Consider the following 25,862-nt stretch of genomic DNA (forward strand, 5'->3'; position numbering starts at 1 on the left):
AGCCCCTGACGGGCGAGAGCGCCGTCGGCGGGTGCGGAGAGTGGGTGGGACGTGCGGCTTTCGTAGGCGGGTGCCGGTAGCCCCTGACGGGCGGGAGCGCCGTCGGCGGGTGCGGGGAGTGGGTGGGGCGTGCTAGAGGCGTGGGTGGGTGCCGGTGGCCCCTGAAGGGCGGGAGCGCCAATGGTGGCCGTGCGGTGCAGGAACTCGATGCTCTGGTGGGCCGTCGTCGCGGCCGCGTGGCTGTGGCGGGGGAGTTCCACCGAGACCAGGCCCTTGTAGTGGGCGGCGCGCAGGGCTTCCAGGATCGGTGGGAAGTCGATCTCTCCCTCGCCGAAGGGCAGGTGTTCGTGCACCCCGCGGCGCATGTCCTCGATCTGCACGTGGGCCAGTCGGTCGGCGGCCAGCTCCACGCAGCGTGTCTCCGGCCATGGCTCCAGGCAGCGGCAGTGCCCTATGTCGAGGGTGAGCCGGAACCGCTCGTGGCCGCCCAGGGCGCGCAGCAGGCGGCGGTACCCGGCGAGGTCCTCGACGAGCATGCCGGGCTCCGGTTCGAAGGCCAGGTCGACACCGGCCCGCTCGGCCTCGGCGAGCGCCTCCGCACAGCCCTCCTCCAGCCGCTGCCAGGCCTGCTCCCGGGTGGTGCCGGGGTCGGGGGTGCCGCTCCAGAAGTGCACGGCCTCCGCCTCGAGTTCGGCGCCGACACGGATGGCCCGGCGCAGCAGCTCCAGGCGCGCGGCGCGTCCTTCGGGTTCGGCGCTGAGCAGGGTGGGGCGGTGTTTGCGCAGCGGGTCGAGCAGATAGCGCGCGCCTGTCTCCACGACGACGGCGAGGCCGGCCCGGCGCAGGTCCCGGCCGACCCGGCGGACCCGGGGGGCGAGGCGGGGGGCGTAGGGGTCGAGGTGCTGGTGGTCGAGGGTCAGGGCCACGCCGTCGTAGCCGAGCCCGGCGAGGACGGAGAGGGCGTCGGAGAGCCGGTGATCGGCGAAGCCGTTGGTGCCGTAACCGAAGCGGAGGCCTCCGGCGGTCATGTCGGGGACACCTTCCTGGCGAGTCGGGCCGCCTGCGGGAGGCCGGCGGCGAGGACCACGGCGAGCTTCGGGGCTCCGGCCCGCGCGACCAGGGCCGCCTGGAGGGGCAGCAGCGCGTGGATTCCGGCGCCGACCGCGGCCCGGATGCGTGCGGGGTCCGTCGAGTTGCGGAGGGCGGCCCATTGGGGGCGGGCACAGGTCGTGGCATAGAGGGCGGAGGCGAGGAGGGGGAAGGCGAGGTCGGGGGTCAACAGGTTTCGGGGAGAGCCGAGTTGGGCGGCGCCGGCAGTTGAGGCCACATCGCTCGTGCCCAGCGCAGTCACCGCCGTGACCGCCAGCGACACCAGCGGCTCGTACCCCGCCTCGCCGTTCACCTCGTGGTGGCTGAGACGTGTCACCGCCCAGGTGTGCAGGCCGACCGTGGTCGCGGCGCGCAGTGCCGGGGTGGCCGGGGCGGGGCCCGTGCCGTGCAGGACGTCGAGGGCGCGGGCCGCCGCCATGGCCAGGGGGCCGAGCGGGGTCCGCTTCAGGCCGAGGTCGTACGCCCAGACGGTGGCCGCGAGGGGCAGGGTGCGACGCAGCAGTACCCGCCGCCCGCCGGCCAGCGCACCCAGGCCGAGGCCCGCCGCGGTGAGGCCCGCGGCGATGCCGAGCGCGGTCCCGGCGCCGATCCTGCCCGAGGGCACGGGCCGCTCCGGGCGCTCCGCCGCGTCCTCCTCCCGGTCCGCCCAGTCGTTGAGCGCCATGCCGGCCCAGTACAGGCTGACGGAGGACGCGGCCAGCAGCAGCGTCCGCCCACCGGCGGGACGCCCCACGGCCAGCGCCCCGGCGAGCACATCACCGGGCACGGTCAGCGCGGCGGGCGCCCGCACCAACTCGGCGACGTCACGGGCATGTTGGCGCAGGGCGACGGAGCGGGGGCGGTATCCGGTGTCGTACGGCCGGCCCCGGCGAGGGCCGGCTGCGGCGGAGGCACTGCCATCGGTATCGGCATCGGCATCGGCTACAGCTCCGGTGGGCGCGTCGACGCCGTTACGTTCAGGGGCAGACGCACCCGCACTGCCGCGGGTCGCCCGGAACGCGCTCCCCGCCGCCCGCGCCGCCTCCCTGGCCGCCCGGGCCAGGTCGGCGAGCGGCCCGCGGGGCCCGGGGGCCCGGGGCGAGGAGGCGGAGGTGGCCGTCGTGCGGGGCGATGCGGCGGCGGAGCCGGTCGGGCGCGCCGGGCGGGCCACCGTCACGGTGCTCGCGACGGCCCGCCCCAGGGCGGCCACCGTCACCGCGGTCACCACGGCCCGGCCCAGGCCGGCCGTCCTGACCCCGTCGGCAGCGACCCGCACCCAGCCGGACGCCCGCACCCCGCTCACCGCGCCCCCTCGGGCAACCGCGTGCGCTCACCGGCACCGGCCCAGGCGACGAGATCGCCGTACTGGAGTGTCAGGTTGTGCTCCGTCGAGGCCACCGGGTCCTTGAAGAAGAAGCCGAGGGCGGGCAGGGCGCCGGACTCGCCGCGGCGGTGGGCCAGGGCCGCAAGGCGGACGAGGTCGAGGATCAGGGGCGCGGCGAGGGCCGAGTCGCAGCCCTGCCAGGTGAACTGCAGGGACATGCGGACGCCGAGGAAGCCCTCGAAGGAGATGTGGTCCCAGGCCGTCTTCCACTCGCCCATCTCGGGCACGTTGTCGATGTGCACCTGGCCCTCGACCGCGTGCCCCACGGTCTCCTCCAGGGACCGCTGCTTGGACTCGGTCTTGCTGCGCGCGGCCGCCGGGTCGGCGAGGGTCGCCCCGTCGCCGCCGCCGAGCAGGTTGGTGCCGGACCAGGAGCGCACGCGCAGCGCGCGCTGCGCGAACATCGGGGCGAGGGCGCTCTTGACCAGCGTCTCGCCGGTCTTGCCGTCCCGCCCCGCGTGCGGCACCCCGCGCAGCCGGGACAGCTCCTCCAGGGCGGGCAGCGCGGCACCGGCGGACGGGGTGAAGTTGACGTAGGCGCAGCCGGCGTGGAAGGCGGCGTACGCGTAGAGGGAGCTGGGCGGAAGGAGAGTGGTGCTGGTCGCCAGTGCCTTGTCCAGGTCGGCCAGGTCGAGGAAGGCGGGGTCGGGGTCGGGCAGGGCCTCGGTGGAGGAGACGTTCACGACCACGACCTGCTCCAGGCCGTGCCGGGTGCGGAAGTCCGTGATGTCGGCGGCGAGCCGGCGGGCGGTCGTGTACTGGGGTTCGCCCTCGCGCGGGGAGCCGTCGCGGATCTCCCGGTCGGCTGCTTCCAGGGCGGGCCGTACGGCGGCGGCGACGCGGGCGGGGAGCACGCCCGCGTCGGCCAGGAGGCCGGCCCTCGCCGGCAGCGGCACGTCGACGATGTCGTGGCCGCCGAACACGAGGTCGGCGAGGGCCGGCAGGGATGCGCCACGGAAGACGGGGGACTCGGTGACGCATCCGGTCGGGGAGGCCAAGTCAGCGGCGATCGCGGCCGTGCCGGCGACCACGGTGGTCGCGACCGAGCCACGGGCGCCGACCAGCCAGACGCCGACGCGGGGGGAGGTTCCGGGGGAACGGTCAGTGTCCTGCATGGTGAGCTTGCCTCCTGCTGGTGGTGCCGTACGGAACGAGGGCTACTTGCCGAGGTCGGCCGGGAACGGGGAGATGTCGAAGGCCGCGTCCAGCTCGTCGCGGTCGCGGCGCAGCCACTTGTGGGTGATGTGGCGGACCGTGTGCTTCGGCAGGTGCGGGTTGTCGTCGTGGTCCGTGATCGGCTGGGCCAGCGACTGCAGCTCCCAGGCGGCGCCCGCGAGCCGGTTGACGTGGGTCCACCAGCGGGGCTCGATGCCGAGCAGCACGAAGCCGGCAAGGAACGGGTGCCAGCGGTGGTAGGCGTGCGTGGGCTCCGGCGGCGTGTAGTTCATCATGTGCACCTTCTGGCCGACCGGGCGGCGCGGGTCGAACAGCGTGCCCTGGCCGAACTCCTGGAAGGCGAAGACGAGTCCGCGCGGGTCACGGCCGTAGAACTGGTCGTAGACCGCGATCTGGTTGCGCGAGAGGACCTCGAAGGCGTCCTTGTTGGGCTGGATCAGCTCCAGGAAGCTGCGCGGGTAACGGCCGCTCTTGCGGGTGGCCAGCCAGGCGTCGTACGTCTTGGTGAAGCCGCCGAACGGGGTGGTGATGGCGGCGACGGCGTCCTTCATCTCCTGCGAGGGGGTGTAGTAGGACATTTCGTCGTACTGGTACCAGAACTCGTTGGCCCAGCGGTCGCCGACCATGCCCGGCACGTCCGGCAGGGAGGGGTGGCAGCGCTTGGGGCTGGCCGAGGCCGGTGCCGCGCCGATCAGCGTCGCGGCGGCGGCCGCGCCCGCCACGCCGAGGGCGGCCCGCAGCGCGCCCCTCCGGTCCAGGGTGTTGAGCGACATGGGTTCTCCTTACGAGGGGCGGATCACGAAGTGCGGTTGCGAGGGGCGAAGCGTTTCCGTCGGCGAGGGCCGAAGCGTTTCCTTGCTACGACTTTCGGGGTCCGCCCTATCGGCGGCCTATACCGGGAAGCCGCAGGTCAGGACGGGCTTTCGGACTCGGGGTAGGGGGCCTTGCGCAGCCCCGGGGAGAGCAGGGCGCAGACGGCCGTGAGGGCCATGACCGCGCTGAGCGCGAGCACCGAGCGGACCGGGCCGGTGGCCTCCAGCAGGAAGCCGGCGGCGACCGGTCCTGCCGCCATGGCGCCGGAACCGACCAGGTTGGCCAGGGAGTTGGCGCGGCCGCGCATGTGGTCGGGGGCGGCCCGCACCAGCAGGACACCGCCCGCCACGTTGAAGACGCCGCCGACATAGCCGCTGGCCGCGAACAGCGCGCCCAGCAGCACGGGCATGTGCAGGGCGGCGGCGACCGGGGCCATGAGCGCGGTCCAGGCGAGCAGTCCGCCGAGCACGAGGGTGCGCAGCCGCAGCCGGTGCTGCCACCAGCTGCCGGTGAGGGCGCCGACCAGTCCCCCGGCGCCGCTCAGCGAGAGCACCAGGCCCACCTCGAACTGGGTGCCGTGGTGGTCCTGGATGCCGGTCATCACGGCCAGGTTGAGGCCCTGGAACAGGACGTTGGTGACGGCGACCGCGGTCATCACCGCGCGCAGGAAGGGCTGCCGCCACATCCACACCAGACCCTCGCGGATCTCGGTCCCGATCCGGGCCGGCGGCGCGGCCCGCTGCTGCTGGAGCCGCCCCCGGACACCGAACAGGCAGAGCACCGAGGCGAGTTGCGCGACGGCGGCGGCCGCGTAGGGAAGGGACGCGCCCAGCCCGACCAGTCCGCTGCCCAGTGGCTGTCCGGCGATGGCCGCCCCGCGGGTGCGGGCCTCGTTTCCGGTCAGCGCGGCCGGCAGCTGTTCGGCGGGGACCACGCTCGGTACGGCGGCCCGCTCGGCGAGCTGGTGCAGCACCCCGAGCGTGCCCTCGGCGAACGCGGCGACGAGCAGCGCCCACAGCCAGGTCCGCCCGCTGAGCAGCAGCGCCATGACCAGCCCGGCGACGAGGGCCTGCCCGAGCCCGGCGGCCACCATGACCCGCCGCCGGTCCCACCGGTCCACGAGGGCGCCGCCCGGCAGCTGCATCACCAGCTGCGGCAGCAGCAGCGCGGTGCCGACGAGCCCGGCGTCGCCCGGCGACCCGGTCGCCCACAGCACGGTCAGCGGATAGGCCACGGCGGTGGCCCGCCCGGCCAGCAGCGAGAGCCCGGCCCCGCCCCACAGGAGACGGAAGTCCCGGTTGTGGCGCAGGGGTTGGACAGCGGGGTCGGCCACCGTCACGGCACCCTCACCCTCGCCCTTGCCCTCCTCCGCCAGGAGCCACGGCACCTCCGCCGGATCCGCCGCCGCCCGGCGTGTCGTACCGCTCATCGGACGGCCAGCGGAACCGGTGCCGGGGCGTGGACGTGTTCCAGGACCGCCATGGCGCTGTGCATCTTGTTGGTGGCCTGGGCGAAGGCGATGCTCATCGGGCCGTCCAGGACCTCGGCGGTGACCTCCTCGCCGCGGTGCGCGGGCAGGTCGTGCATGAAGACGGCGCGCGGGCTGGTCCGCCACAGGTCCTGGGTGACCTGGAACGGGGCGAAGATCTCCGGCCAGTTCGCGTCCGGCTTGCTGGTGCCGGTGGTCTGCCAGCGGGTGGTGTAGACGACGTCGTACGACCCCTCCAGCGCCGCCATGTCGTGCCGCTCGGTGATCCGGGCGCCGGTGCGGGCCGCGTTCGCCCGGGCCCGGTCCAGGACGGAGGCGGTGAGGCCGTAGCCGGGCGGGGTGCGCAGCTCGAAGTCGACGGCCGGGAACCGGGTGAGCGCGAGGGCGAGGGCGGCCGCGGTGTTGTTGCCCTCGCCGACGTACAGGACGCGCAGGCCCTCGATGCGGCCGAAGTGCCGCAGCAGCGTGGTCAGGTCGGTCAGCGCCTGGGTGGGGTGCTCCTCGGCGCTCATGGCGTTGACCACGGCCATCCGGTGCTGGCTCGCCCAGCCGCGCAGCTCGGCCTCCGGTCCCGCGGTCCGGGCGACCAGCACGTCGAGCATGCCGGAGAGCACCCGGCCGGTGTCCTCGGTGCTCTCACCGGTGTTGAGCTGCAGGTCGCCGGGTCCGTAGGCGATGAGGGAGGCGCCGAGCCGCAGCGCGCCCGAGGAGAAGGCGGTCCGGGTGCGGGTGGAGGTCTTGGCGAAGTAGATGCCCGCGACCAGCCCCGCCAGCGGCCGGACCGGGCCCGCGAGCCCGGCGGAGAACTCCGCGCCGCGCTCCACGACGTGGTGCAGTTCCAGATCGGTGAGGTCGTCGATGGAGACGAGATGGCGCACGCGGCGCCCGTCCGTACGGACGTCCATGAGGGTCAGCCTTCCCTGTTCGAGTCGTGCTCGTCGTTGGCGCGCTCGTCCAGCGCGGCGGCCAACCGGGCGATGGTGTGGTGGCGCAGTGCCGTGGGCAGATCCAGCGCGAGTCCCGCCCGCCGCGCCGCCACCAGCAGCGGCGGCACCAGCAGCGAGTCCCCGCCCAGGTCGCGGAAGTCGTCCTGGATGCCGACCTGTTCGAGACCGAGCACCTCGGCCCACACCTCGGCGAGCCGGTGCTCGGTCGGGGTACGCGGTGGGGCGTAGGGGTGGACGGCGGCCGCGGTGGCCGCGCGGTCGGCCAGGGCGCCGCGGTCGCGCTTGCCGTGGGTGGTGAGCGGGAGGGTGTCGACGATCGTGACGGTGGCCGGGACGAGGGCAGCGGGCAGGACCGTGCGCAACCGGTCGCGGAGGGCGGCGACCTCCACCTCGTGCCCGTCCGCCGGCACCACCCAGGCGGCTAGGCGCCGGCCGCCGTCGGCCGCCGGTACCGCGCTGACCAGCGCGTCCCGTACGGCGGGGTCGGCGGTGAGCGCGGCCTCGGCCTCGCCGGGCTCGACCCGGTGGCCCCGGATCTTGACCTGCTGGTCGGCGCGCCCGGCGAACTCCAGGCCGCCGTCGGCGAGCCGGCGGGCCAGGTCACCGGTCCGGTAGAGGCGGGTGCCGGGGAGGCCGTAGGGGTCGGGCACGAAGGCGAGGGCGGTGAGGTCGGGGCGGCCGGTGTAGCCGCGGGCGAGCCCGTCGCCGCCGAGCCAGACCTCGCCGGTGACGCCGTCGGGCACGGGCCGCAGTGCGCTGTCGAGGACGCGGACCAGGACGCCGGGCAGCGCCGAGCCGAGCGGTACGAGCGTGCGCCCGGACCGGGGTCGTACCCGGGTGAAGGTCGCGGCGACGGTGGCCTCGGTGGGCCCGTACTCGGCGGCCAGCTCCATGCCCCCGCCGGCGGCCCGGATCCGTGCGGCCACCCGGTCGGCCTGGGCCGTCGGGTAGGCGTCGCCCGCGCACACCGCGAGCGCGGCCAGACCGGCCAGCTCACGGTCGCCCAACTGGTGCTCCAGCAGGGCGAGATGGCCCGGGGTCAGGCCGACGAAGGAGTACGGCGCCCGGCTCAGCAGCAGCGGCCCGAAGTCGGCCGTCTCGTACAGCTGCGGCAGCACGTGCACCGGCTGCCCGGTCATCAGCGGCGCGTACAGCGCGGGCATCCCGAGGTCGAAGCCGACCGGGGTGAACCAGGGTGCTCCCCCGTTCCCGGCGGCCGCGTACTCGCGCACGGCCCAGTCGAGGTAGTGGGCGAGCGCCCGGTGGGACACCTCGACGCCCTTGGGGGTGCCGGTGGAGCCGGAGGTGTGCAGGACGTAGGCGAGCCGGTCCGGATCGTGCCGCAGACCGAGCGGCGAGCCGTCGCCGTCGTGGACCGCCTCCTCCGCGAGCACCAGGTCGCGGGCGGGCAGCCGGTCCGCGTACGACGCCTGCGTGACGGCGAGTTCGATGCGGGCCGTGGCGATGCGCGCGTCGGGGGTGCACGGGTCGACCGGCACCTGGACGGCGCCCGCCTTCCACACCCCGAGCAGCGCGGCGACCAGGTCGGGGCCGCGGTCCAGGAGCACCGCGACGCGGGTCTCCGTGCGGGCGCCGAGGGCGCGCAGCCGGCGGGCGACGCGGTTGGCGCGGGCGTCGAGGTCGCCGTAGGACACCGTGAACCCGGTGCCGTGCAGGGCGGTCGCCCACGGGGTGCGGGCGGCCTGGGCCTCGAAGGCGGCCAGGGTGTCCGCCGGGGTGTCGGGGTGGGGCAGGGCGGGCGCCTTGAGGCGGGCGCGTTCGTGGGCGTCCGGGAAGGCGCCGGTGCTGTCGCCGTCGGCGCCCGCGCGGGCCATCTCGGTCAGCACGGCCTGGTACAGCCTCAGCAGCCGGTCGGCGGCGGCACGGGACAGGGTGCCGGTGCGGGAGGCGAGGGAGAGGTGGCCGCGGACGGGGGTGCCGACGACGACCGGGAACTCGTTGGGGCTGTCGTCGCGGCTGGCCATGATGTCGATCAGCTCGGTGTCGACCTGGTGGAAGTCCAGGTAGTGGAAGAGCACGTCGATCAGGTGCCGTTCGCCGCCGGGCACCCGCATCGCGGGCATCGGGAACCGCCGGTGCGGCCACAGCGCCACCTCGTGCGCGAACACCTGCCGGGCCAGTTCGCCCCAGCTGCGGGCACCCCGCTCGTAGGGGAAGGGCACCGAGTTGAGGTACATGCCGGAGACCGTCTCGGCGCCGGCCTGTTCGGGCCGGGCGTCGGCGACCATGCCGCCGCGGAACGCCCGGGCGGGCGTGAGCAGCGACAGCACCTTGCTGTGCGCGGCGTGCAGCACGCTCTTGTACGGCACCTCGGCGGCCGTCGCCAGCGCCCGCAGCCCCGGCTCCAGTTCGTCGAGCGGCAGGTCGAGGCGGTAGCGCTCGTCGGGGCCCTCGGGGTCGCCGGTCCAGCCCGCGGGCACGGTGAACTTCTCGTACCCCTCGACGATCCCGCGCCAGTACTCCTGGTCGGCGGGGTCGGCGAGGGAGCGCAGTTCGGCGGCGATGAAGTCGGCGTAGCGGACGGCGGGCCGGGGCGGTGCGGGGGCGGGTGCGCGGCCCTGGCGCAGGTCGTTGTAGGCGCGCAGGAGTTCCATCAGCTGGGAGTGGTAGCTCCAGCCCTCGATGACGGGGTGGCACTCGGTGATGGACAGCCACCAGCTCTCGTCGTCCAGCAGGTGCACCGCCATCCGCATCAGCGGCGCCCGGGTCAGGTCGAACAGCTCGGCCCGGTCGCGGTCGGCGAACTCCCAGAGCACGGACTGCCGTTGTGTCTCGGGCAGGTGCCGCAGGTCCTCGTGGACGACGGGCATGCTCGCGGCCGCGTGCACCAGCTGGAGGGGCTCGGAGTAGCCGGACAGGGCGAAGGAGGTGCGCATCACCTCGTGCCGCTCGGTGATCAGGTCGGTGGCGCGGCGGAAGGCGTCCGGGTCGAAGGGCAGGTCGTCGCGGATCCGGAAGGAGGTGATGTTGTGGTAGCGGTTCTCGCCGCTGCCGCCGTGCATCTCGATCAGCATCCCGGCCTGGATGCGGGAGATCGGGTAGGCGTCGGTGACGTCGGCGGGCAGCGCGGCCCGGTCGGCGGCGCCGATCATGGCGAACGGTTCGACCGGCTCGAAGCCGCCGGTGCCCGGGGAGGTGCTGCGGGGCACCGCGGCGCGCAGCCGGGCCACGGTGCGGTGCTCGAAGACGTCCCGCACGCTGGTCTCCCAGCCGGCCGCCCGCAGCGCCCCGACCAGGGCGACCGCGCGCAGCGAGTCCCCGCCGAGGTCGAAGAAGTTGTCGTGCACGCCGACCGTGTCGAGGCCGAGCACCTCGGCCCAGACGGCGGCCATCGCCCGCTCGTCGGCGTCGCGGGCCTCGACGTGTTCGCCGACGGCGGTCGCGGCCCGTCCCGGGGCCGGCAGGGCGCGCCGGTCGAGCTTGCCGTTGCCGGTCAGCGGCAGCGCGTCGAGGCGCAGGTAGGCGGTGGGCACCATGTACGGCGGCAGGGTCTCGCCGAGCCGGTCGCGCAGCGCGGCCGGGGCGAGCGTGTCCTCGTCGGCGTCCTCGGCCGGCACCAGGTAGGCGACGAGCTGCTGGTCGCCCGGGGTGTCCTCGCGGACCAGCGCGACGGCCTCGGCGACGGCGGGGTGCGCGGTGAGGGCGGTCTCGATCTCGCCGAGTTCGATGCGGTAGCCGCGCAGCTTGACCTGGTGGTCGACGCGGGCGAGGAAGTCCAGGTTGCCGTCGGGCAGCACCCGGGCCACGTCGCCGGTGCGGTAGAGGCGAGTGCCGGGCGGGCCGTAGGGGTCGGGCAGGAAGCGCTCGGCGGTGAGGCCGGGGCGGCCCGCGTAGCCGCGGGCGAGCCCGATGCCGCCGATCCACACCTCGCCGGGCACGCCGACGGGCAGCGGGCGCAGCCGCTCGTCGAGGACGTACATGGTGGTGTGCGGGATGGCACGCCCGATGGACACGAGTTCGCTGACCACGGGTCCGTCGCCGGCCGGGGCGAGGAAGTACGCCGAGTTGCCGACGGTGATCTCGGTGGGCCCGTACTCGGCGGCGAGCCGGGTGCCGTACGGCCCAGCCGCCCGCGCCCACCGCTCGGCGAGCCGCGTGGTGAAGGAGTCACCGGCCGCGATGACCAGACCGGCCAGCGCTCCGATCTGCTCGTCGGTCAACTGCTGGGTGAGCAGGTGCAGATGGCCCGGGGTGAGCTTGATGAAGGCGTACGGGCCGCCCGCCGCGAGCTGGGCGCCGAGGTCGGCGGTGTCGAGGTCCTGCGGCAGCAGGTGCACGGCCTGCCCGGTCATCAGCGGCGCGTACAGGTCGGGCACGCCGAGGTCGAAGGCGACCGACGAGAACAGCGGCGCTCCCCCGGTGCCGGCGCTCGCGTACGCCTGCACGGTCCAGCCCAGGTAGTTCGCGAGCCCGCGGTGGGTGATCTGCACGCCCTTGGGCTTGCCGGTGGAGCCGGAGGTGTAGATGACGTAGGCGAGCCGGTCGAGGTCGTGGTTCTGCGGGAGCACCGCGTCGGCGGCCTCGATCGCTTCCCGCTCGGCGGGGTCGTCGACGACGATCCGGCGCACGCCCTGGAAGCGTTCGGCGTGCCGGGACTCGGTGACCACGACCGTGGTGGCGGTCTGGTCGAGCATGTAGGCGATGCGGTGGTCCGGGTAGGCCGGGTCGATCGGCACATAGGCCGCTCCGGCCCGCCAGATGCCGAGCAGTACGGCGACCAGGTCGGGGCTCCGGTCGAGCAGCACGCCGACGGTGGCCTCGGGGCCGGCGCCGAGCGCGGCCAGGCGGCGGGCGAACCGGTCGGCGCGGGCGTCGAGTTCGGCGTAGCTGACGGCGGTGTCCGCGTACCGGATCGCCACGGCGTCCGGGGTGGCCGCCATCTGGTCGCCGATGGTCTCGATCACCGGGCGCAGGGCGGCGAGGTCCAGGGGGCTGTCGGTACCGACGGGCTCGGCCGGGCCGTCGAGAAGCAGGGCGCGCTCTGCGGCGGAGAGGAAGTCCAGGTCGGCCACCGGGGTGCCGGGCGCCTCGGCGATCGCGGCGAGCAGCGCGCCGTAGTGGGCGGTGATGCGCTCGGCGGTCGCGGTGTCGAAGAGGGCGGTGGCGTACTCCAGGCTGCCGTGCAGCGAGCCGTCGGCACGCTCGGCCAGGTGCAGGGTGAGGTCGAAGCGGGCGATCCGGCTGGACGCCGGGACCGGGGCGGCGACCACGCCGGGCAGTTCGGGACCGTCGACACCCTCCCCGCCGACCAGGTCGAACATCACCTGGAAGACAGGGGTGGTGGACAGGTCCCGGTCGGGCTCCAGCGCGTCGGCGATCCGGTCGAACGGGGTGTCCTGGTGATCGAAGGCGTCCAGGACAGCACCGCGCCCGGCGGCGAGGAAGTCCCGGAAGGGCACCTCGGGACGCCAGCTCGCCCGCAGGGCAAGCGTGTTGTACGCGTATCCGGCCATGCGTCGCAGCTCGGGCCGGGTGCGGGCGCTGGCGGCGGTGCCGACGCACACGTCGGTCTTCCCGGCGTACCGGCCGAGCAGCAGCTGCCAGGCGCCGAGCAGGGCCATGAAGGGGGTCGCCCCGGTCTCCCGGGCCAGGACCCGCACCCGGTCGGCGACGCCGGCATCGACATCGAACCCGACGGCGGCACCGCCCCCGTCCCGTACGGCAGGCCGCGGCCGGTCGGTCGGCAGCCCGAGCGGACCGGTCCCGGCCAGCCGCTCCCGCCACCACTCCAGGCCTCGCTCGGCGGCGGCCCCACTGTGCCGCTCGGCCAGCCAGGCCGCGTAGTCGGCGTACTGCACGGGAGGCGCGGGCAGCTCGGCGACCGGGTCACGTCCCGCCACGGCGGCCGCGTAGAGGGCCGACAGGTCCTCCAGGAGCAGCGGCCGGGTCATCGCGTCGCAGGCGATGTGGTGGACGACGGCCACGAGTACGTGATCGTCATCGGCGAGCCGCAACAGCCGTACCCGCAGGGGGTGTTCGGCGGCGAGGTCGAAGGGCCGGACGGCCTCGGCCTCGGTGAAGGCGATGGCTACGGCATCCCGATCAGCGAACCCGCCGTCGGCGAGGCCCGCAGTCCGCAACCCCGCGCCGGCGCTCTGCCCCAGGTCGAAGGGCCGTACGGCCTCGGACTCCGCGGGGGCGCCCGCAGCGGCACCACGCTCCACGGACCCGCCCTCGCCGAAGCCCGCAGCACCCAGCCGCGCGCCGGTGCTCTCGGCGTCGGCGACGGCCGCGGTGGCCCACTCCCCCGCCTCGATCACGGCGAAGTCCGCCGTCCCCGCCGGGTCGACCACCTGGCAAGGTTCGGTGCCGTCGAGGGCGTACCGGGTCCGCAGGATCTCGTGGCGGGCGGCGAGGGCGTCGGCTGCGCGGCGCAGGGCGTCGGCGTCGAGGGTGCCGCGCAGCCGGTACGCCATGGGCAGCAGGTACTCCGGGCTGTCCGGGTCGAGCTGGTGCAGGAACCACAGCTGGCGCTGGCCCGCGGACAGGGCGAGCGGCCGGGTGCGGTCGGCGGGCGGGATCGCGGCCGGCTGCGGCCGGGTGGTGCCCTTGCGGGCGGCGAGCCGGCGGCGCAGCAGTTCGGCCCGCAGCTCTTCCTGGGTGGGCGCGGTGGGTGCGGTCACGGCTGGAACTCCCGGTGGGCGTGGGCCAGTTCGGCCTCGGTGAGCGATTCGATCTCGGCGCGTACGGCCTCTTCGACGGCGGTGGCGAGGCCCTGGACGGTGGGCCGCTCGAACACGGCCCGCAGGGGCAGCTCCACGTCGAACTCCTCCTGGATGCGGGCGATGACCCGGGCCGCCTTCACGGAGTTGCCGCCGATCCGGAAGAAGCCCTGGCGGGCGCCGACCCGGCGGGTGGCACCGGGGCCGTACAGCTCCTCGGCCCAGATCTCGGCGAGCGCCTCCTCCACCGGGCCCTCGGGCGGGCTGTACGGCTCGTCGGCGAGGGCCGCGGCCAGGTCCGGCACGGGCAGCGCGGCGGTGTCGACCTTGTTGTGACGGGTGAGCGGCAGCCGCTCCAGGCGGACCAGCAGCGCGGGCAGCATGTAGTCGGGCAGCCGCCGCGCGCAGTGGTCGAGCAGCTCGCTCTCGGCGGGCCCCTCGGTGCCGGGCGCGGGTGTGAAGTAGCCGATCAGCGCGGCCTCGGAGCCGCCGGTGTGGACGGTGACGAAGGCCTGGGCGACGGCGGGGTGCTCGGCGAGCACCGCCTGCACCTCGCCGGTCTCCACCCGCCGGCCACGGATCTTGACCTGGCCGTCGGCGCGCCCGGCGAACTCCAGCGTGCCGTCGGCCCGCATCCGCGCCCGGTCGCCGGTGCGGTAGAGACGCGCGCCGGCGGCCCCGTACGGGTCGGGCACGAACGCGGCCGCGGTCAGTGCGGGCCGGGCGTGGTAGCCGAGGGCCAGGCCGGCGCCGCCGACGCAGAGTTCGCCGGTGACGCCGTACGGCACGGGCCTGAGGTCGGCGTCGAGGACGCGGGCGGTGACGTGCGGGTAGGGGTGGCCGACGGGGACCGCGGTGGCGGTGTCGTCGGCGTCCCAGCGGGTCGCGGCGATGGTGGTCTCGGTGAGCCCGTACTCGTTGATGAACCGCATCAGCCGGCGCGACAGCTCGCGGGCGAGCACCGGCGGGCAGGGCTCGCCGCCGGTCTGGCCCACGACGGGGCGGTGGCCGAGGCCCGCGTCGATCAGCATCTGCCAGTGCGGAGGGGCGACCTGGAGGTGGCTGACCTCGTGCAGGTCCATGAGCCGCAGCTGGGCCGCGTGGTCCTGCTGCTCCCGCTCCCGGGCCAGGACGACGCGGCCGCCGGCGACCAGCGGCATGAACAGTTCGGTGCAGGAGATGTCGAAGGTCACCTGGGCGAGCGCCAGCCAGGCGTCGTCCGGCCCCTGCCCGAAGTCGAGGTGGGCCTGGGAGGCGCGCAGCATGGCGAGCAGTGAGCGGTGGGCCACGGCGACACCCTTGGGGCGGCCGGTGGAGCCCGAGGTGTACATGATGTAGGCGAGGCGGTCGGGGTCGTCGTACGACTCCGGTACGACGGCCACGGCGGCGTCGAGCCCCGCGTCCACGGCGGCGGCGTCGAGTTCCGTGTCCACGGCGAGTACGGCTGTCTCGTGGCGCCCCGCCAGCCGCTCCGCGCCCGCGCCGTCGGTGACGAGCACCCGCGCGCCGGAGTCGGCGAGGACGTGGAGGTTGCGCTCGTCGGGGGCGGCCGGGTCCAGCGGGACGTAGGCGGCGCCCGCCTTCCAGACGCCCAGGAACGCGGCGACCAGGTCGGCGCTGCGGCCCAGCATGACGGCGACGACCGTGTCGGGGCCGGCGCCAAGACCCCGCAGCCGGGCGGCGAACTCCCCCGCACGGCGCTCCAGTCCCGCGTACGTCCAGCTCTCGTCGCCGCACACCAGCGCGGTGTCCCGCGGTGCCCGGCGGGCCGAGGCCGTGATCGCCGCGTGCACGGTGGTGCCGACGACGGCGTCCGCGCCCGGTTCCGGCCTGCCCCGGCCGCTGGCGAGCAGTTCGGCGCGCAGCGGTGCCGGCAGGATGTCGGCCTCGTGCAGGCGCCGCGCCGGGTCGTCCGTGACGGACTCCAGCAGCCGGATCCAGCAGTCGGTGAAGCGCTCGACGGTGGCCGCGTCGAACAGTGCGGTGGCGTACTCGGCGAGGCCGAGCAGGGAGCCGTCGGCCTGGCGCTGGAGCACCAGGGTGAGGTCGGTGCGGGCGGTGCACCAGGCGCCGCGGAAGGCGTCCGCGTCGGCGGCGCCGACCGCGGTGCCGGTGCGGCCCTCCTCGTGCACGTCGAACATGACCTGGTAGAGCGGGGTGCGGGCCGGGTCGCGGGTGTCGTCGAGTTCCTCGACGAGCCGGTCGAAGGGCAGTTCCTGGTGGGCGAAGGCCTCCCGGGCGGTGTCGCGCACCCGCACCAGCGCGTCCCGGAACGGCGTGTCGGCGCCCGCGTCGCAGCGCAGCACCAGTGTGTTGAGGAAGTAGCCCGCCACGTCGGCGACTTCGGTTCCGGTCCGGCCGGCGACGGGCACCCCGACCGGGATGTCCCAGCTGCCGGTGTACCGGGCGACCAGCGCGGCGAAGGCGGTGAGCAGGGTCTGCTGCAGGGTGGCCCCGCAGCTGCGGCCGAGGGCGGCGGCCCGCTCGGCGAGCGGGGCGGGCACGGTGAACACGTGGGCGGCGCCGGCCGCGTCCCGGGTGGCCGGCCGGGGCCGGTCGGCGGGCAGCTCGACCGGCACGAGGCCGCCCAACCTGCCCTTCCAGTACTCCAGTTCGGTGCCGACGAAGTCCTCGGTGAGGCGGCGGCGCCGGTGCACGGCGTGGTCGGCGTACTGCACGGGCAGCTCGGGCAGCCGGGCGTCGGTGCCGGTGTGGGCGGCCTCCGCAAGGGCTCTGAGGTCGCGTTCCAGCACGACGGAGGTCCAGCCGTCGCAGGCGATGTGGTGAATGCTCAGGACGACGGTGAGCGTGCCCCGCCCACGCACCGCCAGGGCCCGCCGTACCGGACCGCGCGCGAGGTCGAAGGGGAGCGTGAACTCCTCGGCGACCAGGGCGTTCAGCTCGTCCGCGGTGTCGGCGTGCGCGGTGCGCAGCTCCCACTCGGCGGGCAGGTCGGCGATCTGCACCGGCTCGGCGCCGCGCAGGGCGTAGCGGGTGCGCAGGATCTCGTGCCGCTCGGCGAGCGCGGTCAGCGCCCGGCCGAGGGTGGTGTCGTCGTAGACGGCGGGCAGGGTGAGGAAGACGGGCGCGTTCCATTCGGCGCTGCCCGGGCGGAGCCGGTCCAGCAGCCACATGCCCTGCTGGCCCGGGGAGAGCGGCAGGCCCTGCGGGTCGCGCGGCACGGGTCCCACGGGCTCGTCGGCGGCCGGTGCGGCGCCCTCGGCCCGGGCCGTGAGCAGGTCGGCCTGCTGCTCCACGGTGGTCGCGGTGAGCAGGGCCGTCGCCGGGATGGTGCGGCCCGCGGCCTGGGAGAGGCCGGCGGCGAGCTTGTTGAGCATCAGCGAGGAGCCGCCGAGCTGGAAGAAGTCGTGCAGCGCGCCGATCTCGTCGGCCGGGGTGCCGATCAGCCGCGCCCACTCCTCGGCCACCGCCCGCTCGGCGGGGTTGCGCACCGGTATGTGCGCGGTGTCGGCGGGCGTGTCGGCGGGGTCGGGCAGCGCGGACCGGTCGATCTTGCCGTTGGGGGTGAGCGGGAACTCGGTGACCGGGACGTAGGCGGTCGGCACCAGCGGGTCGGGCAGCGAGCCGCGCAGGAAGGCCCGCAGCTCCTGCGGGCGCAGGGCCTCGCCGCGGGACTGCACCCAGGCGACCAGCCGGTAGCCGCCGGTGCCGTCCGGTACGGCGGCGGCGACGGCGGCCCGCACCCACGGGTGGGCGGCGAGCGCGGCCTCGACCTCGCCGGGCTCGATGCGCACGCCGTTGACCTTGACCTGGTGGTCGAGGCGCCCCAGGTACTCCAGCGTGCCGTCGGCCCGCCAGCGCACCCGGTCGCCGGTGCGGTAGAGGCGCTCGCCGGGGCGGTGCGGGTCGGGCACGAAGCGCTCGGCGCTCTGGCCGGGGCGCCCGAGGTAGCCGAGGGCGAGCCCGACACCGCCGGCGTGCAGTTCGCCGGGGACGCCGACCGGGACGGGCCGCCCTGCCTGATCGAGCACGACCACCCGCATGTTGCCGATGGGCCGCCCGATCGGCACCGCGCCGGTGTCCTGGGCCGGGTCCCAGCGGTGCTCGGTGATGTCGACGGACGCCTCGGTGGGTCCGTAGGTGTTCCAGATCTCGGCGCCGGGGGCGCGCTCGGCGATCGCCCGGCACAGTTCGGCGTGCAGCGGCTCGCCCGCGCTGAACAGCAGCCGCAGGCCGCCGGCCCGCTCCCAGCCCGCCTCCTCGACGAGCCGCCGGTACAGCGACGGCACTCCCTGCAGGATCGTTACGTCCCGGTCGCCCACCGTCCGCAGCAGCGCCGCCGGGTCACGCTCGGCCCCCTCGGGGGCGAGCACGACCGCACCCCCGGAGACCAGCGGCGCGAACAGCTCAAGTCCGGCCGCGTCGAAGCCGATCGTGGTCTTCAGCAACATGCGGTCACCGGCGCCCAGCCGGTGCCGGTGGGCCAGCCAGCGCACCCGGTTGGCGATGCCACCGTGCGGCACGAGGACGCCCTTGGGACGCCCGGTGGACCCGGAGGTGTGCAGCACATAGGCGGGCCGGTCGCTGTCGGCCGCGAACTCGACTCTCTCGTAAGCCCCTTCCCGCTCCACGGACTCCACGGCGATCCGATGCCGTACGGATGCGGGCAACCGATCCTCGGTGGCGCGCTCGATGAGCACGACCGGATGGGCGGTGTCCTCCAGCACGGCCTCCAGACGGGCCGCCGGGTGCTGCGGGTCCAGCGGCACATACGCGCCGCCCGCCTGCCACACGCCGAGCAGCGCGGCGAGCAGCTCCGGGCCGCGCCGCAGGCAGACGCCGACGAAGTCGCCGGGCCGCACCCCGGCCGCCCGCAGCCGGGCCGCGATGCGCCCGGCCAGCTCGGCCAGCTCGGCGTAACGAACGGCGCTGCCATCGGCGCGCAGGACGGCGGGCGCGTCCGGGGTGCGCCCGGCCTGGGCCGTGAACAGCGCGGGGATCAGCAGACGGCCGGGGACGCGTCCCGACTTCGCAGGCTCGTTCACGATCTCTCCTCCATCGGGATCTTCGGGGTCGGCATCGAAAGGGGCTCGGCGCGGAGTCCTTCGCCTCAGGCCGCCGTAGCCTCGGCCTCGGCCATACGGCGGCGCAGGCTCAGCGGCCGCATGTCGGTCCACACGGCGTCGATACGCGCCAGGCACTCCTCACGCGCCCCCTCGGTCCCCTCGGCCTGCCACCCGGCCGGCAGCGGACGGTCGGCCCACCAGATCGAGTACTGCTCCTCGTCGTTGAGCACCACGCGGTACACGGCGTCGTCGCTCGCCTGTTCGACCATGGGACGTCCCTTCTGAGTGGTCAGGTTTGGCCCATGGTTGAACTCGGCGCTATCAGGGGGGTATTGGGTGTCTATACGCGCCGGAGCATGCGCACTTGCGCGCTGCTGCGACGGGGGACGACGAGGGGCCCCGCCGCCGGTGGCGGGACGCTGTTGGCTGGTTCGAGGTGGGTGACGCCGGAAGCCCAACGGCCTCGCCCACGCCCACAACATCGAGATGCCGATCACCGGCATCTTCGCCGCGCTGCTGCACGAAAAGGTCACCCTCGCCGAAGCCGCCGCCGCGCTGATGCAACGCCCCGCGAAGCCCGAGCGCTGACCCCGACGCCCACCTGGGGCGCCCACCCGTCGAGCGCGGAGGACAGGTCGGCGTGCTCCGCCCCGCCGGTCCAGCACTCGGCGTGGCCCTCCGGCGCCGGGGCGACCACGACGTAGGTGAACTGCCGCCCGCAGCTGAGGGGAGGAACGCCGGCCCACAGCGGAGGCGGTTGTGGCGGACGCCGCGCGTTCACCTTGTGCTTTCTCGTGTACAACCCTTCGTTCATCACGCGTGTCGTACGTCGCTGAAGCCTCGGTTCACTGACAGGAGCATGACCTTGCGCATACGTACCTTCGCCGTTGTGGTGGCTGCCGCCCTGGCCTGTGCGGGGCTGGGCGCTCCCAGTGCCGGTGCGGCGCCCTCCGGGCTGTGGGACGACTTCAACGGTGACGGGTATCGCGATCTGGCCATCGGCACGCCCAAGGCGAGCGGTGGCACGGTCACCGTCCTCTTCGGCTCGTCTTCCGGCGTCAGCCCCGCCCGGTCGGTGAACATCACCCAGGACACCCCGGGCGTTCCCGGGACCTCGGAGCCCGATGACCAGTTCGGCAAGAGCGTCACCAGCGGTGACGTCAACGGCGACGGCTACGCCGACCTGATCGTCGGCGCACCCTACGAGCGGATCACGGGTAAGGCGAACGGCTCGGTGACCATCGTCTGGGGCGGAGCGAACCCGTTCACCTCCGGCGGCACCATGCTCACCGCCCCGAACGCCGAGTCCGGCGGGTTCGGGACGGGCGCCGCGTTCGCCGACCTCGACGGCGACGGCACCGGCAACCTGGTCGTCGTCGGTGGCAACACCTTCTGGTGGTACGCCGACGGGAAGCCCACCCAGGACGGCGCGCTGGCACCGGAGGTGGGGTTCCTGCCCGAGGGCGTACGCCTGGACGGGATCGTCGCCGGGCACTTCTCCGCCACCGACGGCAGCGACTTCGTCGTGCACGGCGGCCGCGCCGACAGCACCGGCGCCACCCACGGTTACGTGGGCCTCCTGCGCGGCGGTCCCGGCGACATCGGCTCCGGCTACACGGTGCTGGCCGACGGCACCGGAGCGGGCGGCACCGCCTGGGACCAGGCCGTCGCGGCGGGCGACATCAACGGCGACGGATACGACGACCTGGTCACCGGCAACTCGGAGATCGGTAAGGGCGGTTCGTTCACCGTGCGGTACGGCAAGGCCGCCGGACTGCCCGCCACGGGTACCCGGTACACCCAGGACAGCGCCGGTGTACCGGGCATCGGCGAGGACTACGACGGCTTCGGCGCCGCCGTCGCGGTGGGCGACGCGACCGGCGACGGCTACGCGGACATCGCGGTCGGCGCCCCGTACGAGGACGTGGACAGCCACCGAAACGTCGGCAACATCGATCTCCTCAAGGGCAGTTCGGCCGGACTGACCACAAGCGGGGCCCAGTCCTTCCACCAGGCCACGCCGGGCGTACCGGGCGCCGCCGAGGGCGGCGACCACTTCGGCTCCTCGCTGCGGCTGGGCGACATCAACGGCAACGGCAGGGCGGACCTGGCGATCGGCGCGTTCGGCGAGGACGTGGTGCCCGGGGGGTACGACGACGGGGCGGCGTGGGTGCTGCGCGGCACCACCTCGGGCCTGACGACGTCGTACGCGACCGCCTTCAACGCGACGGACTTCGGCTATCCGGTGGTCGAGGGCCGCAAGTTCGCGGATGTCTTCGCCCACTGACCACACCGGTTCACCCCGATTGCCTTGAGTACCACCAGGAGAAACGGCAACGATGCGTAACAAGATCCTCTCCGCGACGGTGATCTGCGCGGCGACCCTGCTGGGCGTTACCGCGCCCACCGCCGCGCAGGCCACCGACGCCGCCGCGCCGCAGGGAGACTTCAACGGCGACGGCTACCCGGACCTGGCGGTGGGCGTGCCCTCCGGGCAGGTCGGCAACCAGGCCAAGGCCGGCTATGTGAACGTCGTGTGGGGTGGCCCGGACGGACCGGGCAAGTACGGCTCCGTACGGATCAGCCAGGCCACGAGCGGAGTGCCGGGCACCCCCGAGGCGGGTGATCTCTTCGGCTCCGCGGTCACCGCCGCGGACGTCGACGGCGACCGCTACGCCGACCTGGTCGTGGGCGCCTCCAGCGAGTCGCTCTCCGCCGACAAGTCCGCCGAACACGGCACCGTCACCGTGCTGCGCGGCTCTGCCTCCGGCTTCACCAGCGGGGGCTACACGGTCGCGCAAGGTGCGAGCGAGTTCTCCCGGATCGGCGCGGTGATCGCCGCCGGGGACGTGACCGGCGACGGCCTCACCGACCTGGTTCTCAGCCGCAGCGGCGAGGAGCACGGCGGCGCTGTGCTGCGTCCCGGCCCGCTCACCGCCGACTCCCCGGACACCCTGAGCGGGGAGATCGCCGGGGCGGACTTCGGCGGCGTGACGGCCCTGACCACCGGCGACTTCGACGGCGACGGCGACGACGACCTCGCGGTCTCGGTCAAGGCGACGGAGAGCAGATTCGTCCGGATCTACCGCTGGCAGGACGGCGCCCCGGTGCAGCTGTGGAGCACCACGGCCTCCGCAGCCTCCCTCGCCGCCGCCGACTTCGACGCGGACGGCACGGACGACCTGGCCCTCGGCTACTGCTCCCCGAACTACGAGGACGACGCTCCGGACTGCGCGGACTACTCCACGGGTCGTGCCGAGGTGTTCAAGGGCGGTCTGGTGAAGGTGGCGTACGGCTCGACGTCCGACGGCTTCGGCGCCCGCACCCAGGAGATCCAGCAGGACACTCCGGGCATCGCCGGCACCGCCGAGTCCGAGGACCGCCTCGGCGCGGCGGTCGCCGCGGGCGACATCGACGGCGACGGCTACGCCGACCTCGCCATCGGCGACGCGTACGAGGCGGTCGGCTCGCGGCAGAACGCGGGCACGGTGGTCCTCGTCCACGGCACCGCCACCGGCCTGCTGTCCTCCGGCGGTACGGCGACGAGCGTCGGCTTCACCCAGAACAGCGGCGGCGTCCCGGGCACCGCGGAGACGAGCGACCGGTTCGGCGCATCGGTCCGCCTTCAGGACTACGACGCCGACGGCTACGCGGACCTCGCGGCAGGCACTCCCGGCGAGAACTCCGCCCAGGGCGGCGTCTGGCTGCTGCCGGGCACCGCGCAGGGCACGACGGGGACGGGTTCCAGAGCCCTGACGCCGAAGGGCCTGGGGCTCCCGTCGTCGACGAGCGCCCTGGAGTACGGGCTGGTGATCGGGCGCGGCTAGGGAGTCCCCACGCCCGTCGGCCCCCGGCGCCGGTGACGGCATCGGGGGCCCTGGGGATGTCGGTCAGGCGGCGTTGTCGCCGGACATCTCGTCGTACAGGCTCTGCTCGACGTCGTGCGCGAGGATCCAGGACACGTCGGCGGCCTGGTCCCGTACGCCCTTGCCGGGGCCGCGTCCGCCGCCGTCCCGCGAGCCCAGCTGCACGCGGGTGGTGTGCGGGCGGCGTACCGCCTCGTAGCGGGCCAGCGCGGCGGCGATGCCGTCTCCGCCGGGGGCCGCCTCGGCGAGGCAGACGGCGAGGGCGACGCCGTCCTCGATGGCCTGGTTGGCGCCCTGGCCGTGGTGCGGCAGCATCGGGTGGGCCGCGTCGCCGAGCAGCGTGGTGCGGGCGGTGCTCCAGCGCCGCAGCGGCGCCCGGTCGTACAGCGCCCAGCGCCGCACGTCCCGGGCCGCACCGACGAGCCGGCGCACCTGCGGCGCCCACCCGTCGAGCGCGGCGGACAGGTCGGCGTGCTCCGCCGCGCTGGTCCAGGACTCGGCGTGGCCCTCCGGCGCCGGCGCGACCACGACGTAGGTGAACTGCCGCCCGCCGCTGACCGGATAGACCAGGACCCGTGCCGTCGGACCGGCGAACATGTACATCTGCGTGGGATCGAGTCCGGGCACGCCGGCCGCGTCCACCAGGCCGCGCAGCGCGCTGTTGCCCGAGTAGAGGGGCTGTTCGTCCCCGGCGAGCGAGCGCCGCACCACCGAGTGGACCCCGTCCGCGCCCACCAGTGCGGAGGCCCGGGTCGCGGTGCCGTCGGCGAAGCGCAGGGTGACGCCCTTGCGGGTCTCCTCGTACGCCACCAGCTCGCGCCCGGTGTGCACCCGCGCGGCGGGCAGCAGGGAGGCCAGCATCCGGTGGAGGTCACCGCGGTGCACGGTGAGGTACGGCGCCCCGAACGCGCGCTCCCAGGCCGTGCCCATCTCCTGCCGGGCCACCAGCGAGCCGTCGTGGAAGGCCCGCACCTCCAGCGCCTCGGGCCGTACGGCGGCCCGCTCCAGTTCGCCGGCCAGTCCGAGCCGGTGCAGCAGCCGGGTGCCGTTGGGCCCCAGGTGCATGCCGACGCCCTGTTCGCGCAGGGTGTCACCGCGCTCGTAGACGTGCACGTCGATGCCCCGGCGGTGCAGGGCCGCGGCGGCGGCCAGGCCGCCGATTCCGGCGCCGATCACCGCGATCGTGGTGGTGGTCGTCATCATCGGTGGTCCCAGGCGTTCTCGAAGGATTCGAAGGAGTCGAGGGAGTCGAGGGAGTCGAAAGAGGCGAAGGAGTCGTCGTAGGTGCCCGAGTCGCCCAGCGCCAGGAGGGCGTCCACGTCCGCCGCCCCCGCCAGTTCCACGTCCGCGATCCGCGTGTCCGGGTCCCGCACGGCGCCCGCCAGCAGCCGTTCGTAGCCGTCCGCCAGCCGCTCCACGCTCGCCCGGTCCAGTACGTCGGTGTCGTAGGAGAAGACGGCGGTGACGCCGTCGGGGGTCTGCTCGATGCGCAGCAGCAGGTCGAGCTGGCCCTCCTGCTGCGGTACGTCGATGAGGGCGATGTCGAGTCCGGCGTAGGGGAGGGACGGGCCGAGGGCCGCGCCCGGCGGGACGTTGGGTACGGGCGGCTCCATGCGATCCATCTGGACCAGGAACAGCGCGGCCCGGAACAGCACGGTGTCGGGGAAGGCGAGCCCGCAGGGGTAGCGCACCCCGAACATGCCGCGCATGACCCGCTCCCCGGCCTGCGTGGCCGCCGAGCGGAAGGTGGTGTCGGGGCCGAACTCGGCCCGCACGGGCATGGTGTTGAGGAAGCAGCCGATCAGGTCCCGCTGCCCGCGTCCCGAGCGGGCCGAGGCGGGCACGCCGAGCAGGAAGTCGTCCTGGCCGCTCCAGCGGTGGGTGAGGGCCTGGAACACGGCGAGAAGGTAGGCGAACGGGGTCACGCCGGCGGCGTTGGCGGCCGGGCCGAGCCCGTCGGCCGACTCCGGTGCGAGGCGTCGTACGACCGTGTCGCCGCGCAGGGACCGTACGCGCGGCCGGGGGCGGTCCAGGGGCAGTTCGGCGGGGGCCGAGCCGCGGACCGCGGTCCGCCACTCCTCGGCGGCGAGCAGGCCCGCGTCGGAGGCGGTGTAGCGCAGTTCCTCGGCCGCGTAGTCGGTGTAGGAGGAGGTCAGCGGGCGCCAGGCGGGTGCGGTGCCCGTCGCGTGTGCCGCGTAGGCGTCCAGGACGTCACGGACCAGCAGCCAGCGCGAGGTGAAGTCGCTGACGATGTGGTGGGCGGAGGTGACCAGCGCCCAGTCGTCGTCGGCGCGGCGCAGGAGGACGACGCGGAAGGTGCCCGCCTCCAGGCGGAACGGCCGGGCTCCGGCCTCCTCGGCGGCCCGGAACAGGTGGGCCTCGTCGGCGCCGTCCAGGTCGCGGAACTCCAGCCGGATCAGGGGCTGTTCGGCGACGACCCGGACCGGGCGGCCGTCCTGCTCGGTGAAGACGGAGCGCAGCAGCTCCTGCCGCTCACCGACCGAGGCGACGGCCGCTTCCATGGCGGCGGGATCGATGCGGCCGCGCAGCCTGAGCGGCATCACGATGTTGTAGGCGGCGCTGTCCGGGGCGATGCGGTACGCGGTCCACATCGACTCCTGGATCGTGGTGAGCGGCAGCGCCCGTACGGCGGTGCTCATCCGCAGCCTCCCGCGTGGCTCAGGTCGGAGGCGCGGCCCGCGACGACGGACAGGTCGGCGGCGCCGGGGTCGGTCCCCTCGCCCGGCTGGTCGAAGGAGGCGACGAAGTCGGCCACCCGGTCCAGGCCCCAGTAGGGCTCCGAGCCGTTGATGAAGTACGGCACCCCGAACACGCCGTCGCGTACGACGTCCAGCAGCGCCTTGGCGCCCTGGGCGCGCAGCTCGGGGTCGTCGGTGTCGGCGGCCTCGAAGCCGAGTTCGGCGGCGAGTTCGGCGACGGTGGCCGGGTCGCACAGGTCGCGGCCCTCCAGCCAGCGGGCCCGGCCGGCCCGCTCGACCCAGGCCTGGCCGAGGCCGTGCCGCTCGGCGACGAACCAGGTCAGGTGCGCGGGCTCCCACCACGGCTCGGCGTCCACCGGCCAGGTCAGCTCCAGGCCGCGGGCGGTGGCCAGGCGGCGCACGTCGCGCAGGATGTAGAACTGCTTGGCCCGGGACATGGGCGTGTACGGGAACTCGGCCCCGGCCTCGGCGAGCAGCTTCCCGCTGGTCTCGTCGGGCTCCCAGAAGGGCCGCCACTCGAGCCGGTCGAGCAGGTCGGGGCGGTGGGCGCGCAGCGCGCGCAGGGCGAAGAAGTTGTAGGGGCTGCGCAGGTTGAAGTAGAACCGCGGCGGCCGGGCGGCGCGTGGCATGGCTGATTCCTTCCGTGGTGCCGTGATCAGACGACCCGT

At 74.7% G+C, this 25,862-nt stretch carries 13 protein-coding genes and 1 pseudogene; 2 read left to right on the forward strand and 12 right to left on the reverse strand.

Annotated features, from left to right (window positions below):
* Nucleotides 1-110: 110 nt before the first annotated feature.
* The 9 genes and pseudogenes from BEK98_RS05010 to BEK98_RS05050 form a co-directional block, all read right to left on the reverse strand.
* Nucleotides 111-1,028: pseudogene (locus BEK98_RS05010) on the reverse strand (sugar phosphate isomerase/epimerase family protein); the annotation flags it as partial.
* Nucleotides 1,025-2,392 carry an SCO3242 family prenyltransferase gene (locus BEK98_RS05015; RefSeq protein WP_244201750.1) on the reverse strand — a complete coding sequence of 456 codons (1,368 nt, stop codon included), beginning with the start codon at nucleotides 2,390-2,392 and terminating at the stop codon, nucleotides 1,025-1,027. The pseudogene BEK98_RS05010 and the gene BEK98_RS05015, both read right to left, overlap by 4 nt.
* The gene (locus BEK98_RS05020) at nucleotides 2,389-3,588 is read right to left on the reverse strand and encodes an inositol-3-phosphate synthase (protein ID WP_094215154.1); all 1,200 of its coding nucleotides are present in this window, start codon (nucleotides 3,586-3,588) and stop codon (nucleotides 2,389-2,391) included. The genes BEK98_RS05015 and BEK98_RS05020 overlap by 4 nt, the downstream gene beginning before the upstream one ends.
* Nucleotides 3,589-3,630: 42 nt before the next feature.
* On the reverse strand, nucleotides 3,631-4,422 hold the full coding sequence (locus BEK98_RS05025) for a Tat pathway signal sequence domain protein (protein ID WP_094215155.1): 792 nt from the start codon (nucleotides 4,420-4,422) through the stop codon (nucleotides 3,631-3,633).
* 137 nt (nucleotides 4,423-4,559) lie between these two features.
* Nucleotides 4,560-5,891 (reverse strand): MFS transporter, encoded by a 1,332-nt coding sequence (locus BEK98_RS05030; protein ID WP_094215156.1) that lies wholly within the window; start codon nucleotides 5,889-5,891, stop codon nucleotides 4,560-4,562.
* Nucleotides 5,888-6,856 (reverse strand): ornithine carbamoyltransferase, encoded by a 969-nt coding sequence (locus BEK98_RS05035; RefSeq protein ID WP_094215157.1) that lies wholly within the window; start codon nucleotides 6,854-6,856, stop codon nucleotides 5,888-5,890. Before BEK98_RS05035 ends, BEK98_RS05030 begins: the two co-directional genes overlap by 4 nt.
* Before the next feature lie 5 nt (nucleotides 6,857-6,861).
* The gene (locus BEK98_RS05040; protein WP_167444090.1) at nucleotides 6,862-13,542 is read right to left on the reverse strand and encodes a non-ribosomal peptide synthetase; all 6,681 of its coding nucleotides are present in this window, start codon (nucleotides 13,540-13,542) and stop codon (nucleotides 6,862-6,864) included.
* The gene (locus tag BEK98_RS05045) at nucleotides 13,539-18,587 is read right to left on the reverse strand and encodes a non-ribosomal peptide synthetase (RefSeq protein ID WP_094215159.1); all 5,049 of its coding nucleotides are present in this window, start codon (nucleotides 18,585-18,587) and stop codon (nucleotides 13,539-13,541) included. Before BEK98_RS05045 ends, BEK98_RS05040 begins: the two co-directional genes overlap by 4 nt.
* A 65-nt stretch (nucleotides 18,588-18,652) precedes the next feature.
* The gene (locus BEK98_RS05050) at nucleotides 18,653-18,877 is read right to left on the reverse strand and encodes an MbtH family protein (protein ID WP_094215160.1); all 225 of its coding nucleotides are present in this window, start codon (nucleotides 18,875-18,877) and stop codon (nucleotides 18,653-18,655) included.
* 596 nt (nucleotides 18,878-19,473) lie between these two features.
* On the opposite strand from BEK98_RS05050, the gene BEK98_RS05055 reads away from it, so the two are divergent.
* Both BEK98_RS05055 and BEK98_RS05060 read left to right on the forward strand, forming a co-directional pair.
* On the forward strand, nucleotides 19,474-20,895 hold the full coding sequence (locus BEK98_RS05055; RefSeq protein WP_244201751.1) for an FG-GAP-like repeat-containing protein: 1,422 nt from the start codon (nucleotides 19,474-19,476) through the stop codon (nucleotides 20,893-20,895).
* A gap of 52 nt (nucleotides 20,896-20,947) precedes the next feature.
* Nucleotides 20,948-22,435, forward strand: coding sequence for an FG-GAP and VCBS repeat-containing protein (locus tag BEK98_RS05060; RefSeq protein ID WP_094215162.1), 1,488 nt, complete (start codon nucleotides 20,948-20,950; stop codon nucleotides 22,433-22,435).
* A gap of 63 nt (nucleotides 22,436-22,498) precedes the next feature.
* Here BEK98_RS05060 and BEK98_RS05065 read toward each other — a convergent pair whose 3' ends face one another.
* Genes BEK98_RS05065 through BEK98_RS05075 form a run of 3 tightly spaced genes read right to left on the reverse strand, consistent with a single transcriptional unit; the run spans nucleotide 22,499 to nucleotide 25,823 of the window.
* Complete coding sequence (locus BEK98_RS05065; protein WP_425276589.1) at nucleotides 22,499-23,677, reverse strand: FAD-dependent monooxygenase; 1,179 nt, start codon at nucleotides 23,675-23,677, stop codon at nucleotides 22,499-22,501.
* Nucleotides 23,674-25,134, reverse strand: a complete 1,461-nt coding sequence (locus BEK98_RS05070) for a condensation domain-containing protein (RefSeq protein WP_094215164.1) — start codon at nucleotides 25,132-25,134, stop codon at nucleotides 23,674-23,676. The genes BEK98_RS05065 and BEK98_RS05070 overlap by 4 nt, the downstream gene beginning before the upstream one ends.
* Nucleotides 25,131-25,823: a 2-hydroxychromene-2-carboxylate isomerase gene (locus BEK98_RS05075; RefSeq protein ID WP_094215165.1), complete on the reverse strand. Its 693-nt coding sequence runs from the start codon at nucleotides 25,821-25,823 to the stop codon at nucleotides 25,131-25,133. The genes BEK98_RS05070 and BEK98_RS05075 overlap by 4 nt, the downstream gene beginning before the upstream one ends.
* Nucleotides 25,824-25,862: the final 39 nt, after the last annotated feature.

This window comes from Streptomyces diastatochromogenes (genome assembly GCF_002242805.1).
Taxonomy (GTDB): domain Bacteria; phylum Actinomycetota; class Actinomycetes; order Streptomycetales; family Streptomycetaceae; genus Streptomyces; species Streptomyces diastatochromogenes.

Excerpts from the sequence above, each read along its gene's own strand:
- BEK98_RS05020 (WP_094215154.1), bottom strand. The coding sequence starts at position 3,588 with ATGCAGGACACTGACCGTTCCCCCGGAACCTCCCCCCGCGTCGGCGTC.
- BEK98_RS05025 (WP_094215155.1), bottom strand. The coding sequence starts at position 4,422 with ATGTCGCTCAACACCCTGGACCGGAGGGGCGCGCTGCGGGCCGCCCTC.
- BEK98_RS05030 (WP_094215156.1), bottom strand. The coding sequence starts at position 5,891 with ATGAGCGGTACGACACGCCGGGCGGCGGCGGATCCGGCGGAGGTGCCG.
- BEK98_RS05035 (WP_094215157.1), bottom strand. The coding sequence starts at position 6,856 with ATGGACGTCCGTACGGACGGGCGCCGCGTGCGCCATCTCGTCTCCATC.
- BEK98_RS05050 (WP_094215160.1), bottom strand. The coding sequence starts at position 18,877 with ATGGTCGAACAGGCGAGCGACGACGCCGTGTACCGCGTGGTGCTCAAC.
- BEK98_RS05060 (WP_094215162.1), top strand. The coding sequence starts at position 20,948 with ATGCGTAACAAGATCCTCTCCGCGACGGTGATCTGCGCGGCGACCCTG.
- BEK98_RS05065 (WP_425276589.1), bottom strand. The coding sequence starts at position 23,677 with ATGATGACGACCACCACCACGATCGCGGTGATCGGCGCCGGAATCGGC.
- BEK98_RS05070 (WP_094215164.1), bottom strand. The coding sequence starts at position 25,134 with ATGAGCACCGCCGTACGGGCGCTGCCGCTCACCACGATCCAGGAGTCG.
- BEK98_RS05075 (WP_094215165.1), bottom strand. The coding sequence starts at position 25,823 with ATGCCACGCGCCGCCCGGCCGCCGCGGTTCTACTTCAACCTGCGCAGC.